Genomic DNA, 15,255 nt, shown 5'->3' with positions numbered 1-15,255 from the left:
CGATCGTTCGGCAGGCCGGAACGAACGGATTATTTCACCGCCGGACCCAAAATGACCGATCAGCCTCGCCAAGAAACCCAGGATTACAAGAGCACCGTCTTCCTGCCCGTCACCGACTTCCCGATGAAGGCGGGCCTCGCGCAGAAGGAACCGGCGATCCTGGCCCGCTGGGAGGAAATGGACCTCTACGGCAAGCTGCGGGAACGGCGGAAGGGCCGCCGGCGCTTCATCCTCCACGACGGCCCGCCCTATGCCAATGGCGACATTCATATGGGCCATGCGATGAACAAGGTGCTGAAGGACATCATCGTCCGCAGCCAGTCGCTGCTGGGCTATGACGCGCCCTATATCCCCGGCTGGGACTGCCACGGCCTTCCCATCGAATGGAAGATCGAGGAGGAATATCGCAAGAAGAAGCAGAACAAGGACGAGGTTCCGGCCCAGGAATTCCGCGCCGAATGCCGCGCCTATGCCGACAAGTGGGTCGGCGTGCAGAAGGAACAGTTCAAGCGCCTTGGCGTCATGGGCGACTGGGACGATCCCTATCTCACCATGAAGTTCGACGCGGAGGCGACCATCGCCGGCGAACTGCTGAAATTCGCGGAAAGCGGCCAACTCTATCGCGGCGCGAAGCCCGTCATGTGGTCCCCGGTCGAAAAGACCGCGCTGGCCGAGGCGGAAGTGGAATATGAGGACATCGTATCGACCCAGATCGACGTGGCGTTCGAGATCGTCGAAGCGCCGAATGCGCCGGAAATCCAGACCTTAATTGATAACGCCTTCAAGGTTAGTGCTGTTATCTGGACTACCACGCCATGGACCATTCCAGTGAACCAGGCGCTGGCATATGGTGAGGCCATTGAATATGTCTTGGTGCCGGAGGGCGGGAGCAAAAACGTCTATCTGGTAGCAAAGGAACTTGCTGCCATATTCTTAACTCGGTGTGGCGATCAGGGTAACGTTCCTGGCGTTCTCGCTTATCCCGAAGAAGATTGGGCGAGCCTGCGTGGCACCGACCTCGCCGGAGCCATCGCCCGCCACCCGATGCACCATCTCGGTGGCTTTTTCGCCAAGCCCCGCCCGTTCCTCGCGGGCGATTTCGTTACCACCGACGCGGGCACCGGCCTCGTCCACATGGCCCCCGACCATGGCGAGGACGACTTCGCGCTCTGCAAGGCGAACGGCATCAACCCGGTCTTCGCCGTCGAAAATGACGGCAAATATCGCGAAGACTGGCTCTGGCTGGGCGGCCAGGGCAGCGTCATCAACCCGAAATTCGTCGGCAGGGAAGGGCCCATCTGCACCGACCTGCGCGAAGCAGGCGGGCTTCTGGCTGCGTCCGATGACTTCAAACACAGCTATCCCCATAGCTGGCGCTCCAAGGCGAAGATCATCTTCCGCTGCACCCCGCAATGGTTCATCCCCATGGACCAGAATCCCTCTCCCCTTGCGGGAGAGGGAAGGGCCCCCCTCACGCAAGCGAGTGGGAAGGGTGAGGGCGACAACGCCGCTACCCTGCGCGAACTCGCCCTCAACTCCATCGAACACACCCGCTGGGTGCCGGAACGCTCGATCAACCGCATCCGCTCGATGGTGGAGGGCCGCCCGGATTGGGTGATCAGCCGCCAGCGCGCATGGGGCGTCCCGATCGCCCTCTACGTCCATCGCAAGACCGGCGACTATCTGGTTGATAAATCAGTTAATTCCCGCATCCTCAAAGCGTTCAGGGGTGCGGGAGCCGATGCGTGGTTCGGCGCCGACCACCAGGCGCTGCTCGGCCCCGATTACGACCTCAACGACTATGAGGTGGTGAACGACATTCTCGACGTCTGGTTCGACAGCGGCTCGACCCACAGCTTCGTGGTGGAGGGCCGTTACGGCGAAGGCGTCCGCGCCGACCTCTATCTGGAAGGCTCCGACCAGCATCGCGGCTGGTTCCAGTCCTCGCTGCTGGAAAGCAGCGGCACGCGCGGCCGCGCGCCCTATGACGCCGTCCTCACCCACGGCTTCGCGCTGGACGGGCAGGGCCGCAAAATGTCGAAGAGCCTCGGCAATGTCGTCGATCCGCTGAAGGTCATTGCCGAAAGCGGCTCCGACATCCTGCGCGTCTGGGTCGCCAGCACCGACTATTTCGACGACGTCCGCATCGGCAAGGAAGTGCTGGCCGGTTCGTCCGACGCCTATCGCAAACTCCGTAACACTTTCCGTTACTTGCTGGGCGCGCTTTCCGACTTTTCCGAAGAGGAAAGGCTGCCCGTCGCTGAAATGCCGGAACTGGAGCGCTACATGCTCCATCTGCTGGCAAGGCTGGACGCCGATCTCCGCAGCGTGGTCGACAAGGCGGCCGGCAGTGAGAACTGGCTGGAATTCAGCCGCTACACCCGCGCACTGATGGATTTCGCGAACAGCGACCTTTCGGCCTTCTTCTTCGACATCCGCAAGGACTGCCTCTATTGCGATGCGAAGTCGGACCCGAAGCGCCGCGCCTACCGCACCGTGCTCGACACGCTGTTCCACGCGCTGGTCCGCTACGCCGCGCCGATCATCCCCTTCACCGCTGAGGAAGTGTGGCAAAGCCGCTATCCAAATGCCGAAGAAAGCGTGCATTTCCTGGAATGGCCGACCGTCGATGCGGCCTGGCTCGACCAGAGCCTGGACGACAAATGGGCGGAGATCCGCAACCGGCGCGATCAGGTCAACGAAGCCATCGAACCGCTCCGCCGCGAAAAGGTCATCCGCTCCAGCCTGGAAGCCGATGTCACCATGGGTGAACTGGTCCCCAGTGACGGTGTGAACTTCGCTGAAATCGCCATCGTCGCCCGCATCGAAATGGGCAAGGGCGACGGCATCGTCGTCAAGCCCAGCGACTGGCACAAATGCGGCCGCTGCTGGCGCCTGCTGCCGGAGGTCGAGGAAGACGGCGCGCTCTGCAACCGCTGCGACGAGGTTTTGTCGGCATGAGCATGAAGCGCTTGCCAGTGCACGGGGGGACCAAGTTATGCAGGTTGAGCACTAATTGATGCCAAATCCCGTCAACCACCATCGCCCTCTGGGCCTGATTGTCGCGACCGTCACGCTCGTGCTGGATCAGCTCGTCAAATATACCGTCACCTATCCCCTCGCGCTGAAAAGCCGGATGGACGACGGCATTGAAATCCTGCCGATCTTCCGCCTGCGCTGGCTGGAAAATCGCGGCGTTTCCATGGGCTTCTTCCACGCTGACACGAACATGATGCGCTGGATACTGGTCGGCATGACCATGCTGATCGCGGGTTTCGTGGCCGTGTGGATGTGGCGCGAAAAGGCGCGTCAGGACGTCGCGGCGCTCGGCCTCGTCCTGGGTGGCGCCATCGGCAACATCATCGACCGCATGCGCCTGGGCTATGTGGTCGACTATGCCGACCTGCATTTCGGGGAGTGGCGGCCTTTCCTGATTTTCAACCTGGCCGATGCAGCCATCACTTTCGGCGTGCTGATCCTGCTTGCGCGGGCGCTTCTGCTGCGCGAGAAGGGCGCAAAGACGGAGTCAATGAACTGATGCGTAAACTGATCCTCGCCGCTGGCCTGATTTCCATGCTGTCCGCTTGCGGCGGTGGCGGCGGCCTTTTCAACCGGTCGCGTCCCGACGAATTTGCCGTTTCGCGCCAGGCTCCGCTCGTGATCCCGCCTGATTTCGCGCTGGTTCCGCCCGCGCCCGGCACGCCTGCCGCCGCGTCGGTCGATTCGAGCAAGGCTGCAATGGACGCCATGTTCGGCGGCCCCGCTGCCCGCAGCCCGGGCGAAAGCGCCACTCTGAACGCGGCCGGCCGCGCCAATGCCGCCGCGGGCATTCGTTCCTCCGCCGGCGATCCGGCGACCGAAGTGGTCGAAAAGGGCGCAACCACCCGCGACATCATCGCCGCCCCCGAAGGCGACGGTCAGGACGCCCGCGCGGCCACTCCGCAATAATCGGAAAAACCGGAATTCAGGGCTGGCTTTCGACGAAATCCTTGAGCCGGCCCAAAGTCCCATCCCATTGACTGCCGACCTTGGCGAGCCAGTCCCTGGCCTCTGCGACACCCTCGGGCCGCAGGCTGAACAGCGCCTCGCGCCCGGCCCTGGTCCGCGTGACGAGTCCGGCGCCAAGCAGCACATCCAGATGCTTGGCCACCGCCTGGCGGCTGATCGGCAACCCATGGCCCAACTGACCGATCGAACGCTCTCCGCCATCGGCAAGCCGCCCGATCATGCCCAGCCGCGTCGCATCTCCCAAGGCCGCGAAAAGTCGGGCTGGGGCAGCGTCAATGCTCGGCATAGTCGCGAATATTCTTCACCTGCTCCGCCCAGCCGCCTTCATTATCCCGCATGACATTGCTTCGCCGGGGTTCGGGAACCTTGTCGAAGCCGCTTTCCGTGACCGTCAGCCGGGTGCCCAGGGCGGTCGGCTCCAGCATGAATTCGACCAGCGTCCATTCGGATACGGCCACACCGCTTTCCATCAATTCCTTGTCGCCGCCGGTCGCCGGCCATTCATAGGCGAAGCGCGTCATCGGCTCGATCGCCACGACCCGCGCTTCCCAGCGATAATCCTCATATCCCGGATAGGTCATATATCCGGTCGAAGCCGCCCCCACGGCAAAGGGGTGATCGAGAGCGACCCGGAACCAGCTTCCGAACTTCTCATGATCGATCAGCGCGTCCCACACCCTTTCGACAGGGGCGGCGATCTCGATGGTCTTGGCGATGGAATCAGGCATATAGGCAACCTCCGGATTGCCCATATGCACTCATAACTTCCATCATGCAACCTTTTGGTTGCTTATTATGCCCGGACTTCGGTTCCGATCCCGGCGCTGTTATGACGCAGGGCCGTCAGCACCGTGTCGACTATGGCGCTCGCGTCCAGGCGGGCGTCGGCATATTGCTTTTCCGGCTTGTCCTGATCCTGGAAGATGTCGGGCAGGCGCATGGTGCGCAGCTTGAGACCGTTGTCGATCAACCCCTGATCGCTTGCCAATGTCAGCACATGCGCGCCCAGCCCGCCGACCGAGCCTTCCTCTATGGTGACGGCAACCTCATGCGTGGTCAGCAACCTGCGGATCAGCGCTTCGTCCAGCGGCTTGGCGAAGCGCAGGTCGGCCACGGTCGTGGACAGTCCCTTGGCCTCCAGCGTTTCCGCCGCCTTCAGCGCCTCCTCCAGCCGGGTTCCGAGAGACAGGATCGCGACCTGCCGTCCTTCCCGCACGATCCTGCCCTTGCCGATTTCCAGCCTTTCCGGCGTGGCGGGCAGGGCGACGCCCGTGCCGTTGCCGCGCGGGTAGCGCACCGCAATCGGCCCATCGTCGTGCAGGGCGCAGGTGTGGACCATATGGACCAGTTCCGCCTCGTCCGCTGCCGCCATGACGACGAAATTGGGCAGGCTGGCAAGATAGGTCACATCGAAACTGCCCGCATGGGTCGATCCGTCGGCACCGACGAGCCCGGCCCGGTCTATGGCGAAGCGCACCGGCAGATTCTGGATCGCCACGTCATGGACGACCTGATCATAGGCGCGTTGCAGGAAGGTCGAATAGATGGCGCAGAAGGGGCGCATGCCCTGCGCGGCAAGCCCCGCGGCAAAGGTCACGGCATGCTGTTCCGCAATGCCGACGTCGAACGTCCGGTCGGGAAAGGCGGCGCCGAACTTGTCCAGCCCCGTTCCCGACGGCATGGCGGCGGTGATCGCGCATACCGCCGGGTCGCGTTCCGCCTCCGCGATCAGCGCCTGGGCGAAGACGCCGGTATAGCTGGGCGGACCGGGAGGCGCCTTGGCCTGCGCGCCGGTGATGACGTCGAACTTCTGCACGCCATGATATTTGTCCGCCGCCGCCTCCGCCGGGGCATAGCCCTTGCCCTTCTGCGTCACGACATGGACGAGGCATGGCCCCTCCGCCGCATCGCGGACATTCTCCAGCACCGGGATCAACTGGTCGAGATTATGCCCATCGATGGGGCCGACATAATAGAAGCCCAGTTCCTCGAACAGCGTGCCGCCCATCGCCATGCCGCGCGCGAACTCGTCGGTCTTGCGCGCCGCATTGTGAAGGGGGCGGGGCAGCCGCCGGGCCAGCCGCTTGGCAAGGTCGCGCAGGCCAAGGAACTCCCGGCTCGACACCAGCCGCGCCAGATAGGCCGACAGCCCGCCGACCGGCGGCGCGATCGACATGTCGTTGTCGTTCAGGATCACGATCAGCCGGTTTCCGGCCTCCCGCGCATTGTTCATCGCCTCATAGGCCATGCCCGCCGACATGGAGCCGTCGCCAATGACGGCGATCGCCTTGCCGGGCTGACCCTTCATCCTGTTCGCCACGGCAAAGCCGAGAGCCGCGCTGATCGAGGTCGAGCTATGCGCCGCGCCAAAGGGATCGAACTCGCTCTCCGCCCGCTTGGTGAAGCCGCTGAGGCCGCCGCCCTGACGCAGCGTGCGGATGCGGTCGCGCCGTCCGGTCAGGATCTTGTGCGGATAGCATTGATGGCCGACGTCCCAGACCAGCCTGTCGTTCGGCGTATCGAACACATAATGGATGGCGGTCGTCAGTTCCACCACGCCCAGGCCGGAACCCAGATGACCGCCGGTCACGCCGACGGCGGAAATCACCTCCTGCCGCAGCTCGTCGGCCAGTTGCCGAAGCTGGCCCGGTTGCAGCTTGCGCAGGTCCGCCGGCCAGACGACCTGGTCGAGCAGCGGGGTGGAAGGACGATCGTTCATGAAAGACATAGACTCCCGAACGCAGGAAGTTCCCTGCTTGCCGCATTTTCCGAGTCAGCAGATCGCATCCGCTTCGAAAATGCTCTGGGCCGTTCCGGGCGAAAGCGCAACGCCATCACGCGGCGCATTTGGCGCAGATGCCCAATATCTCAATGACGGGGCGATCCGGCTGAAAACCCTCGCCCCGGGCCACTGCGCGGACCTTGTCGGTCACCTTGTCGTCGTCGACATGCGTCGCCTGCCTGCAGCGGGTGCATACCAGGAAGATGCAGTCGTGATGGCAGCCCGGATGCACATTGGCGATATAGGCATTGGCGCTTTCCACCCGCATCGCGATGTTGTTGTTCACGAACAGGTCGAGGATGCGATAGACGCTGTTGGGCGCCACCCGCTTGCCCCGCGCTTTGGATACGCTGTCGGCTATGTCATAGGCGGATGCGGGGGTTTCCTCCGCCGCCAGCGCATCGAAAATGGCCGCGCGCATCGGCGTCCATTGTTCCTGGCTCGCCTCCAGCGTGGCGCGGGCGGCATCCGCGAGACTGTCGCTCGACGGTTCGTGATGGTCGTGATGATGATGGTCGGCCATGGGTTCAATCTAAGCCTGGGTTAATGCGGGGGCAAGTGGCGGGCGCGGTCCGTCAGCCGCGCCAGTAGATCCACGCCGCCCATATCCAGCCGGCGATCATCAGCGTCCCTCCGACGGGCGTGACCGCGCCCAGCCATTTGGGAGCGCCCAGGGCCATGGCGTAGAGGGTGAAGGCGAAGATCGCCGCTCCGCCAAGATGCAGCGCCGCCGGACCCCGCGCCACCCCCATGATGGCGAGCGCGCCCACCGCATGGACGAGCTGATAGAGCCCGCCGGTGCGCAGCCACTCCGCCGCCTGCGGGCTGGCCGCGCCATGCGCGCCGAAGGCACCCGCCGCTATCGCCACGGCCGCCGATAATGCAGCCAGAACCGCGATCATGCCTCTTCCTCCCCATCGCCGCGCGCCAGCAGGCGCATTTGCCTGCCGGGCCGATACATCAGCTCCTTCGCCGCCATCAGATTGCCATGCTCCATCTGGAGCGCCATGCGCTGTTCGTCATTGCGGCGATATTGACGCTCCACTTCCTCGACCTCTTCCGGCGGAACGCCAAGCGCCTGCATCGCCAGAACGCCCATGCAGATGGCGGATTCGAACACTTCGCGCACGACGCCGGCCAGATCCATGTCCTTGAGCGCCAGCAACTGCCGCCGGTCGAAGGCGCGTACCACCAGCGCCGCCTGCGGAAAAGCCTCGGCTATCGGTTCCAGCACCCGCCCGTCGAGCGAAGGATCGTCGATGCAGAAGGCGATCAGCCGCGCCTCTTCCGCGCCAGAACGGCGCAGCAGGTCGATGCGCGTGCCGTCGCCATAATAGACCTTCATGTCGAAGCGGCTGGACACTTCGATCTGCGACGGCTTCTTGTCGATCAGCACGACGCCGAAGCCATGGCCCATCAGCATCTGCGCGACGGTCTGCCCGAAACGGCCATAGCCGACGATGATCGCCGTGCCGCGCGGCGCCTCCTCGGGCGTGGGCAGGTCCGGCTTCGCCTTGGGCCTGGCGAATTCCAGCTTGCGCGCGAACAGCATCAGGAAGGGCGTCGTCGCCATGGAGAAGGTGACGATGGCGCTGAACAGGCTGGCGGCCTGGGGAGCGATCAGCAGGGCGCTCTGCGCCTGCGCGAACAGCACGAAGCCGAATTCGCCCCCCTGGCTCAGCAGCAGGCCGGAGCCGATGGCCTGGTTCCATTCCATACCGAACAATCGGGCAAGGCCGGTGATCAGCGCCGCCTTGGTCAGCACCAATATCGCCGCCATGCCGATGACGAACAGCGGATTGGCGGCCACCGCATGCAGGTCCAGCACCATGCCGACCGCCAGGAAGAACAGGCCGAGCAGGATCGAGCGAAAGGGTTCGACATCCGCCTCTATCTCATGGCGATAGGGCGAATCGGCCAGCATCACGCCCGCCACGAAGGCGCCGAGGGCGGTCGAAAGATGCAGCGCGTGCATCAGCGCGGCCGCCGCCAGCACGGTGAACAGGCCGACGACGACGAACAGCTCCCGCTCCCCCAGCCGCCCGACCAGATGGAGCAGGGGGCGCAGGATGAAGCGGCCCGTCAGGACCAGCCCGGCGATGGCGGCCACCGTATAGCCCGCCATCAGCCATCCCGGCGGACCGGCCGCATCGGCCGGGTTGCGGGACAGCGCGGCGACGATGGTGATCAGCGGGACGATGGAAAGATCCTGGAACAGCAGGATCGAGAACACCCTTTCACCAAAGGGCGAATTGATCCGGCCGCTGCTCTTGAGGCCGGGCAGCACCTGCGCCGTGGAGGAAAGCGCCAGCGGCAGCCCCAGCGCAATGGCCGCCCCCCAGGTGAAGCCGGTCGTGTAGAAGATGATCGCCGTCAGCGCGCATCCGCACAGCACCACCTGCGCCATGCCGAGCGCGAAGATGTCGCGCTTCAGCCGCCAGAGCCGGGCCGGATGCAGTTCGAGGCCCACCAGGAACAGCAGCAGCACGATGCCGATCTCGGCTATGGCGAGCTTCGATTCCGCTCCGCCAACAAGCCTCAGGCCCTGCGGACCCACAAGAGCGCCCGCAACCAGATAGCCCAGCACGGCGCCCAGCCCAAGGCGACGGAACAGCATGACGAACAGCACTGCCGCGCCCAGCAGGATCACGCCTTCCGACAACAATATATCGGTGGCGGAAACAGGTACCGCAGCAGTTGGCCCAGTCTGCCCCTGCATCAGGCGTCGGCCATGCGCGCGGCTTCGGCAATGGCTTCGAAGCCCAGCCGGATGGAGGCGTGGCGGGCCGGATAATCGCGGGCGGGCGCGAGCACGGCCAGCCCCGGCCAGAAATCCAGCTCATCGCTTTCCCCCGCCAGATAGGCGGTCAGCCGGTCCCGCGCCTCCGCCAGTTCGCCGGCGGTGAGGCCGATCGCCTGCGCGGCCATCAGCGCCGCGGAGGCCTGCCCCAGCGCGCAGGCCTTCACGTCCAGCCCCATATCGGCCAGCCGGCCATCTTCCATCCTGACGTCGGCGGTCACGCGCGACCCGCAAGTGGGCGAGCGCTTCTCGACGCTGGCCTGCGCGTCGGGCAGCCGCTTGTGATGGGGTATGTTCGCGGCCAGCCGCAAAATGTCCTTGTTGTAGAGGGGGGCGCTCATTCCGATCCATGTAGGGCAGGATGCGTTCAGGAGAAAGGGCGGAAGGGGTCGTGCATGGCGCTGCCGGGAAAATATTGCATGTGGCGGCGCAGGCAGGCGCGCATCCATTCCGCCGCCATCAGGGCTGTTGATCGGTGGTCCCGGGACCGGCCGGAACGATCACGCGCGGCGGCGGCGCGCCCGGCTGCGGTGCGCCCGGCTGCGGTCCGGGCACGCCGGGCGGCGGCCCCTGCGGCTGGTCGATGGGCAGGCGAAGCTGGCCGCCGCCGATATTCACCGTCACCCCCTCCGTATCCAGGCCCACGCTCATATTGCCGAGCCCGGCCTCCGTCGCGACATTGGCTATGGCGTTGACCAGATCGCTGTCCCTGCTTTCCTCCGGCGCATCCTCGACCGGCTCGTTGATCGCGCCCGCCATGAAGGTCCGCCAGATGCGGGCGGGCACGCCGCCGCCCGCCGCGCCGCCGGGCAGGGGCGTATTATCGTCATTGCCGATCCACACCGCCGTCACCAGCCCGCCCGCATAGCCGACGAAGATCGCGTCGCGGCTGTCCTGCGTCGTCCCCGTCTTGCCGAAGGTGCTGGTGCGAAGCGCGGCCGCGCTGCCGGTGCCGCGATTGGCGGCGGAGGACAGGAGGTCGCGGATCATCTCCAACTGGTCGTCGCTGAAATGCTTCTGGCGGCTCATCAGCCGGTCGAACCAGCCCTGCTCCTCCGGCGGCAGGCCGTGCGCCAGCACCGGATAGGCGCCCGCCGCCACCGCCGCATAAGCCTCCGTCAGTTCGACGAGCGGTATTTCCGACGTGCCGAGCGCCAGGCTCAAATCCTCCGTCAAGGGGGCCGTCACGCCCAGATCGCGCGCCACCTTGATGACATTGTCGACGCCCACCTTCTGCGTCAGCCGTACCGCGGCAACATTGCTGGACGCGGCGAAGGCCTGCCGCAATGTGATCCGCCCGCGATATTTGCCGCCATGATTGGCCGGGCGATAGCTGCCCGTGGTGATCGGCGTGTCCTCGATGAAGTCGTCGGGCGTCATGCCGGCCCGGAAGGCGGCGAGATAGACGAACAGCTTGAAGGTGGAACCCGGTTGCCGCTTCGCCTGGACGGCGCGGTTGAAGGCGCTTTCGCCGTAATTCCTGCCGCCGACCATCGCGACCACGCTGCCATCGGGCTTCATCGCGACCAGGGCGGCCTGCGCCTTGCCCAGCGGGGCGCGGCGGATCGCGGCCTCCGCCAGCCGCTGGATGCGCCAGTCGAGCGTGGTGGCCACATTCTGCGCGCCATAGACCGCGCCGGCCCTGTCCCGCGCCTGCGGCAGCACCCAGTCCGCAAAATAGGTGCCGCTGGTCGGATCGGGCGCTTCATGCACGTTGAGCCGCGCCGGGGGCAGGGCGTCGCGTTCCGCCTTGGTGATGTAGCCTGCCTCGACCATCGCCTGCGTCACCAGGGCGGCGCGGTCGCGCGCGCCCTTCAAATTGGTGGTCGGCGCAAGGCGGGATGGCGCCTTCAGCAACCCCGCCAGCATCGCCGCCTGGGGGATGGTCAACCGTTCCGGCTGGCGGTTGAAATAGTGCAGGGACGCGGCCCTCAGGCCATAGACATTGTCCCCGAAATAGACGTTGGACAGATAGCGCTCCAATATCTGGTCCTTGGTCAGCCATGCCTCCAGCCAGAAGGCGATCAGCGCCTCCCGCGCCTTGCGCCCGAAGGTCCGGTCGCTGGAGAGGAACACGCCCTTGGCAAGCTGCTGCGTGATCGTGCTGCCGCCCTGGGAGGAGCCGCTGGACCAGAGATTGTGCCAGGCCGCCCGCGCTATGCCTCGTGGATCGACGCCCCAATGGTCATAGAATCGCCGGTCCTCGATCGCCATGAAGGCCTGCGGCACATGCTTGGGCAGGGCCGCGACGGTGACGGGCTTGTCGATGATCGCGCCGCGCCGCGCGATCAGATGGCCGTCCGCCGACATCAGGCTGATGCTGGGGGGCGCGATGGGCTTCAGGGATCGGGACATGGGCGCCGTCACCGCGAGCCAGGCGATGAGGATCATCAACAGCGCCAGCAGCGCCGCGACCACCCATCCGGCTATCTGCACCCGGCGCTTCCATGGCCGCGGCGGCGCGAAGGCGCTGGGCGGTCCGGCGCCGAAGGCGCGGGGCAGGGCGTCAGGGTCGGAAAGGGGCAGGGGATCTTTCATCGCTTCGGTCATGCTGTGTTATTTGCCTGACACGGTCAAGCGTGTCCCGTCGCGGGACAATCGGGGGTTAACTTTAAATCGCGATATTCCAAAAGGTAAAGAATCTCTTAACCTGTGCGTCATGAGAAGCAGACCTCTAGTCCTGACGAGCGAGTCGGCGCGCCATCCGTTCCGCCAGCGGTTGCCGCGCCATGTCCTGCGCGTCGTCGAACCGGCCCCCGCCGCGCGCGAACGCCCGCCGGTTTCCGACGACAATGACTGGAAACTGTTTGTGCTGAGCTTCGGTGCCTTCTTCACGGCCTTCTACAGCTTTATCTTTTAATCGCTTCTTATCAGCCACGCACCGTCAATCGCATGCCTTGTGCAGCGTCCAGGCGATCCATGCGCAGGGCAGGCACAGCGCCGCCACCAGCAGCAACTGGTTCACCACGGAAAGGCCCGCGATGCTGAGGCTGATGGTCAGCAGCGATCCCAGCACCATCGCCCCTGAATTGACGATATTGTTCGCCGCGACGGTTCGCGCCGCCTCGCATTTTTCGACCGTCGTGGTGAGGAAGGCGTAGAGCGGCACCACGAACATCCCGCCGAAGGTCGCCACGCAGAGCAGGCAGAGCGACAGCGGGATCGCCAGCGGGTGATAGAGGAATCCCGCCAGCGAGAGCATCTTCCCATCCGATCCCGCCATCCAGAGGTCGCAAACGATGTGGAAGGCGACGATGCTGATCCCCATGCCGATGACGGAGGCGGGCGCATATCGGGCCGACACATGGCCGCTCAGCAACCGGTTGATCGCCACCGACCCGATGGCGATGCCGATGGAAAAAATGCCCAGGAACAGGCTGGCGACGGATTTGTCGGCGCTCAGCACATTCTTGACCAGCGGCGGGAACTGGATGAACAGCACCGTGCCGACCGCCCAGAAAAAGCTGATCGCCATGATGGCGAGGTAGAGCCGCCGGATGTGCATCGTTCCCCGCACCAGCGCGATCGAGGATCGGATGATGTGGAAATCGATCGGTTGCCGCTCCAGCAGCGACGGCGCGGGGGGCACGTTGCGCCCCGCCAGCCAGCCTATCACCGCCGTCAGGATGATGCAGACCGCCGCCGCCTGCACGGGGATAATCCCGGCCAATATGGTCCCGGCAAGGATGGCGATATAGGTTCCGGCCTCGACCAGGCCGGTTCCGCCCAGCACTTCCTCGTCATGCAGGTGCTGGGGTAGGATCGCATATTTGATCGGCCCGAAGAAGGTCGAATGCACCCCCATGGCGAACAGCGCGACCAGCAGCAGCGGAATGGCGAGCAGGTGGACCGCGATCCCGCTCCAGATCAGCGCCAGCCCGGCCGCGCCGACCGCCATGATGACGATTTCGGCGGCCTTGACGATGCGGATGATCGCCGCCTTGTCCCGCTGGTCGGCCAGCTGGCCCGACAGGGCGGACATCAGGAAGAAGGGCAGGATGAAGACGCCGGTCGCCAGCGCGCTGAACCAGGTTTCCGACTTCTCGTCATTATAGACGGTATAGACGACGAACAGCACCATCGCGTTCTTGAACAGGTTGTCGTTGAAGGCGCCAAGGAGCTGAGTGATGAAAAGCGGCAGAAAACGTCGCTTGTTGAGGAGCCTTAGAGAGGCTTGCATGGGCGAGGGGGTCTTCTTCGCTGTGGATGAGCGTGGCGGGGTCTAGCGATAGAAGACGGGTCAGCACAACCCCTCTGCGCGAAACCTTGCCGTCCGTCCTCTCCCATGTTGCGCATCCGCTTGTGCGCCGGCCCCGACTGTGGCAGTCCGCCGCCATGCTGACGCTGCCCAATCTGCTGACGCTTTCGCGCATCCTGACCGTGCCGCTGCTGGTCGCCCTGTTGTGGCCGGCGGAGATCGGCGCGCGCTGGACGACCGGCTATATGCTGGCCTTCGCGCTATATTGCCTGATGGGGATCACCGATTATTTCGACGGCTACCTCGCCCGCGCTCAGGGCGCCGTATCGAAACTGGGCATCTTCCTCGATCCCATAGCGGACAAGATCATGGTGGGGGCGGTGATCCTGATGCTGTCGGCCACGCGCGACATTTCGGGCATCCATATCGCCGCCGCGATGATCATCCTGCTGCGCGAGATCGCGGTTTCGGGCCTGCGCGAATTCCTGGCCGGGCTCCAGGTTTCCGTGCCGGTGTCGCGCCTCGCCAAATGGAAGACGACCTTCCAGCTCATCGCGCTGGGCGCGCTGATTCTCGCCGGCGCCGTACCGCAATTTCCGTTCGTGCAACTGGTCGGCATCGCCACGCTCTGGGCGGCGGCGATACTGACGCTGGTCACGGGCTGGGACTATCTGCGCGTCGGCATCAAGCATATGGATTGAACCATGGCCGACCTCACGCTCGTCTATTTCGCCTGGGTCCGGGAGGCCATCGGCCGGGATGAGGAGCGGGTGGAGCGGCCTGCCGCCGATGCCACCGTCGCCACGTTGATCGCCGCGCTGGCCGCGCGGGGCGGCGGTTATGCCGAGGCGTTCGCCCGGCCGGACAGGCTGCGCGCGGCGCTGGACCAGCATTTCGTGCCGATGGACAGCCCGATCGGGGACGCGAAGGAACTGGCGATCTTCCCGCCGGTCACGGGCGGATGAACCGCGTCTCCATCCAGGCCGAGGATTTCGATCCGGCGGTGGAACTGGCCGCATTGGAGGCCAGCGGCGGCGGCGGCGTAGCCAGCTTCACCGGCATCGTTCGGGGGGAAGGCGGGTTGGTCGCGCTCGAACTGGAACATTATCCGGCGATGACGATGGCGCAGGTCGAACGCATCGTCGCGGAGGCGAGCGACCGCTGGCCCCTGCTGGGGGTTCGGGTGATCCATCGCTTCGGTCGGCTGGAACCGGGCGAGCGCATCGTGTTCGTCGGCACGGCGTCGCGCCACCGCACCGCCGCGCTGGAGGCTTGCGCCTTCCTCATCGACTGGCTGAAATCCCGGGCGCCCTTCTGGAAGAAGGAACATTTCGCGGACCGGACGGAATGGGTCGAAGCCCGCGTCGAGGATGATGCGAAGGCCGAGAGCTGGAAGCGTTGAGCAAAAATCTGCCCTGTTCCCGCTTTTGCGGGAACAGCATGTTTCTCTCCAGCCATCGCCCGCCA

16 protein-coding genes are annotated in these 15,255 nt (G+C 65.1%); 7 read left to right on the top strand and 9 right to left on the bottom strand.

What is annotated here, in order from left to right:
• Window positions 1–51: 51 nt before the first annotated feature.
• The 3 genes from ileS to EGM87_RS07835 are packed head-to-tail and all read left to right on the top strand — an operon-like array spanning window position 52 to window position 3,948.
• Entirely contained in the window at window positions 52–2,961 is a 2,910-nt protein-coding gene (gene ileS, locus EGM87_RS07845; RefSeq protein WP_044662501.1) for an isoleucine--tRNA ligase, read from the top strand.
• 58 nt (window positions 2,962–3,019) lie between these two features.
• Window positions 3,020–3,538 carry a signal peptidase II gene (lspA, locus tag EGM87_RS07840; RefSeq protein ID WP_044662500.1) on the top strand — a complete coding sequence of 173 codons (519 nt, stop codon included), beginning with the start codon at window positions 3,020–3,022 and terminating at the stop codon, window positions 3,536–3,538.
• The gene (locus EGM87_RS07835) at window positions 3,538–3,948 is read left to right on the top strand and encodes a DUF3035 domain-containing protein (RefSeq protein WP_025550052.1); all 411 of its coding nucleotides are present in this window, start codon (window positions 3,538–3,540) and stop codon (window positions 3,946–3,948) included. The genes lspA and EGM87_RS07835 overlap by 1 nt, the downstream gene beginning before the upstream one ends.
• 16 nt (window positions 3,949–3,964) lie before the next feature.
• Here EGM87_RS07835 and EGM87_RS07830 read toward each other — a convergent pair whose 3' ends face one another.
• From EGM87_RS07830 to EGM87_RS07795, 8 genes are all read right to left on the bottom strand, one after another.
• Complete coding sequence (locus EGM87_RS07830) at window positions 3,965–4,294, bottom strand: ArsR/SmtB family transcription factor (RefSeq protein ID WP_044662499.1); 330 nt, start codon at window positions 4,292–4,294, stop codon at window positions 3,965–3,967.
• Complete coding sequence (locus tag EGM87_RS07825) at window positions 4,281–4,736, bottom strand: SRPBCC family protein (protein ID WP_044663173.1); 456 nt, start codon at window positions 4,734–4,736, stop codon at window positions 4,281–4,283. Before EGM87_RS07825 ends, EGM87_RS07830 begins: the two co-directional genes overlap by 14 nt.
• 65 nt (window positions 4,737–4,801) lie before the next feature.
• Entirely contained in the window at window positions 4,802–6,736 is a 1,935-nt protein-coding gene (dxs, locus tag EGM87_RS07820) for a 1-deoxy-D-xylulose-5-phosphate synthase (RefSeq protein ID WP_170825588.1), read from the bottom strand.
• 106 nt (window positions 6,737–6,842) lie between these two features.
• A complete protein-coding gene (locus EGM87_RS07815; RefSeq protein ID WP_025550048.1) occupies window positions 6,843–7,313 on the bottom strand; it encodes a Fur family transcriptional regulator in 471 nt (156 codons plus the stop codon).
• 52 nt (window positions 7,314–7,365) lie between these two features.
• Window positions 7,366–7,692: a DUF423 domain-containing protein gene (locus EGM87_RS07810; protein ID WP_025550047.1), complete on the bottom strand. Its 327-nt coding sequence runs from the start codon at window positions 7,690–7,692 to the stop codon at window positions 7,366–7,368.
• Window positions 7,689–9,509 (bottom strand): monovalent cation:proton antiporter-2 (CPA2) family protein, encoded by a 1,821-nt coding sequence (locus EGM87_RS07805; RefSeq protein ID WP_044662498.1) that lies wholly within the window; start codon window positions 9,507–9,509, stop codon window positions 7,689–7,691. Before EGM87_RS07805 ends, EGM87_RS07810 begins: the two co-directional genes overlap by 4 nt.
• Complete coding sequence (locus EGM87_RS07800; protein ID WP_025550045.1) at window positions 9,509–9,931, bottom strand: iron-sulfur cluster assembly scaffold protein; 423 nt, start codon at window positions 9,929–9,931, stop codon at window positions 9,509–9,511. The genes EGM87_RS07805 and EGM87_RS07800 overlap by 1 nt, the downstream gene beginning before the upstream one ends.
• A 118-nt stretch (window positions 9,932–10,049) precedes the next feature.
• Window positions 10,050–12,140 (bottom strand): transglycosylase domain-containing protein, encoded by a 2,091-nt coding sequence (locus tag EGM87_RS07795; protein ID WP_044662497.1) that lies wholly within the window; start codon window positions 12,138–12,140, stop codon window positions 10,050–10,052.
• 109 nt (window positions 12,141–12,249) lie between these two features.
• Here EGM87_RS07795 and EGM87_RS07790 point away from each other — a divergent pair, with 109 nt between their 5' ends.
• Complete coding sequence (locus EGM87_RS07790; protein WP_025550043.1) at window positions 12,250–12,450, top strand: hypothetical protein; 201 nt, start codon at window positions 12,250–12,252, stop codon at window positions 12,448–12,450.
• Between the two features lie 24 nt (window positions 12,451–12,474).
• Here EGM87_RS07790 and EGM87_RS07785 read toward each other — a convergent pair whose 3' ends face one another.
• Window positions 12,475–13,770 carry an MFS transporter gene (locus tag EGM87_RS07785; protein WP_044662496.1) on the bottom strand — a complete coding sequence of 432 codons (1,296 nt, stop codon included), beginning with the start codon at window positions 13,768–13,770 and terminating at the stop codon, window positions 12,475–12,477.
• 155 nt (window positions 13,771–13,925) lie between these two features.
• Between EGM87_RS07785 and pgsA the strand changes: the two genes are divergently transcribed.
• From pgsA to EGM87_RS07770, 3 genes are read left to right on the top strand one after another with little or no spacing between them, the layout of a single operon-like run.
• Complete coding sequence (gene pgsA, locus EGM87_RS07780; protein ID WP_025550041.1) at window positions 13,926–14,489, top strand: CDP-diacylglycerol--glycerol-3-phosphate 3-phosphatidyltransferase; 564 nt, start codon at window positions 13,926–13,928, stop codon at window positions 14,487–14,489.
• Between the two features lie 3 nt (window positions 14,490–14,492).
• Window positions 14,493–14,753: a molybdopterin converting factor subunit 1 gene (moaD, locus tag EGM87_RS07775; protein WP_044662495.1), complete on the top strand. Its 261-nt coding sequence runs from the start codon at window positions 14,493–14,495 to the stop codon at window positions 14,751–14,753.
• Entirely contained in the window at window positions 14,750–15,190 is a 441-nt protein-coding gene (locus EGM87_RS07770) for a molybdenum cofactor biosynthesis protein MoaE (protein WP_044662494.1), read from the top strand. The genes moaD and EGM87_RS07770 overlap by 4 nt, the downstream gene beginning before the upstream one ends.
• Window positions 15,191–15,255: the final 65 nt, after the last annotated feature.

Source organism: Sphingobium sp. RSMS, from assembly GCF_005406185.4.
Classification (GTDB): Bacteria; Pseudomonadota; Alphaproteobacteria; order Sphingomonadales; family Sphingomonadaceae; genus Sphingobium; species Sphingobium fuliginis.
Note: the sequence above shows the minus strand (reverse complement) of the source record. Positions and strands in the feature narration are given on the sequence as shown.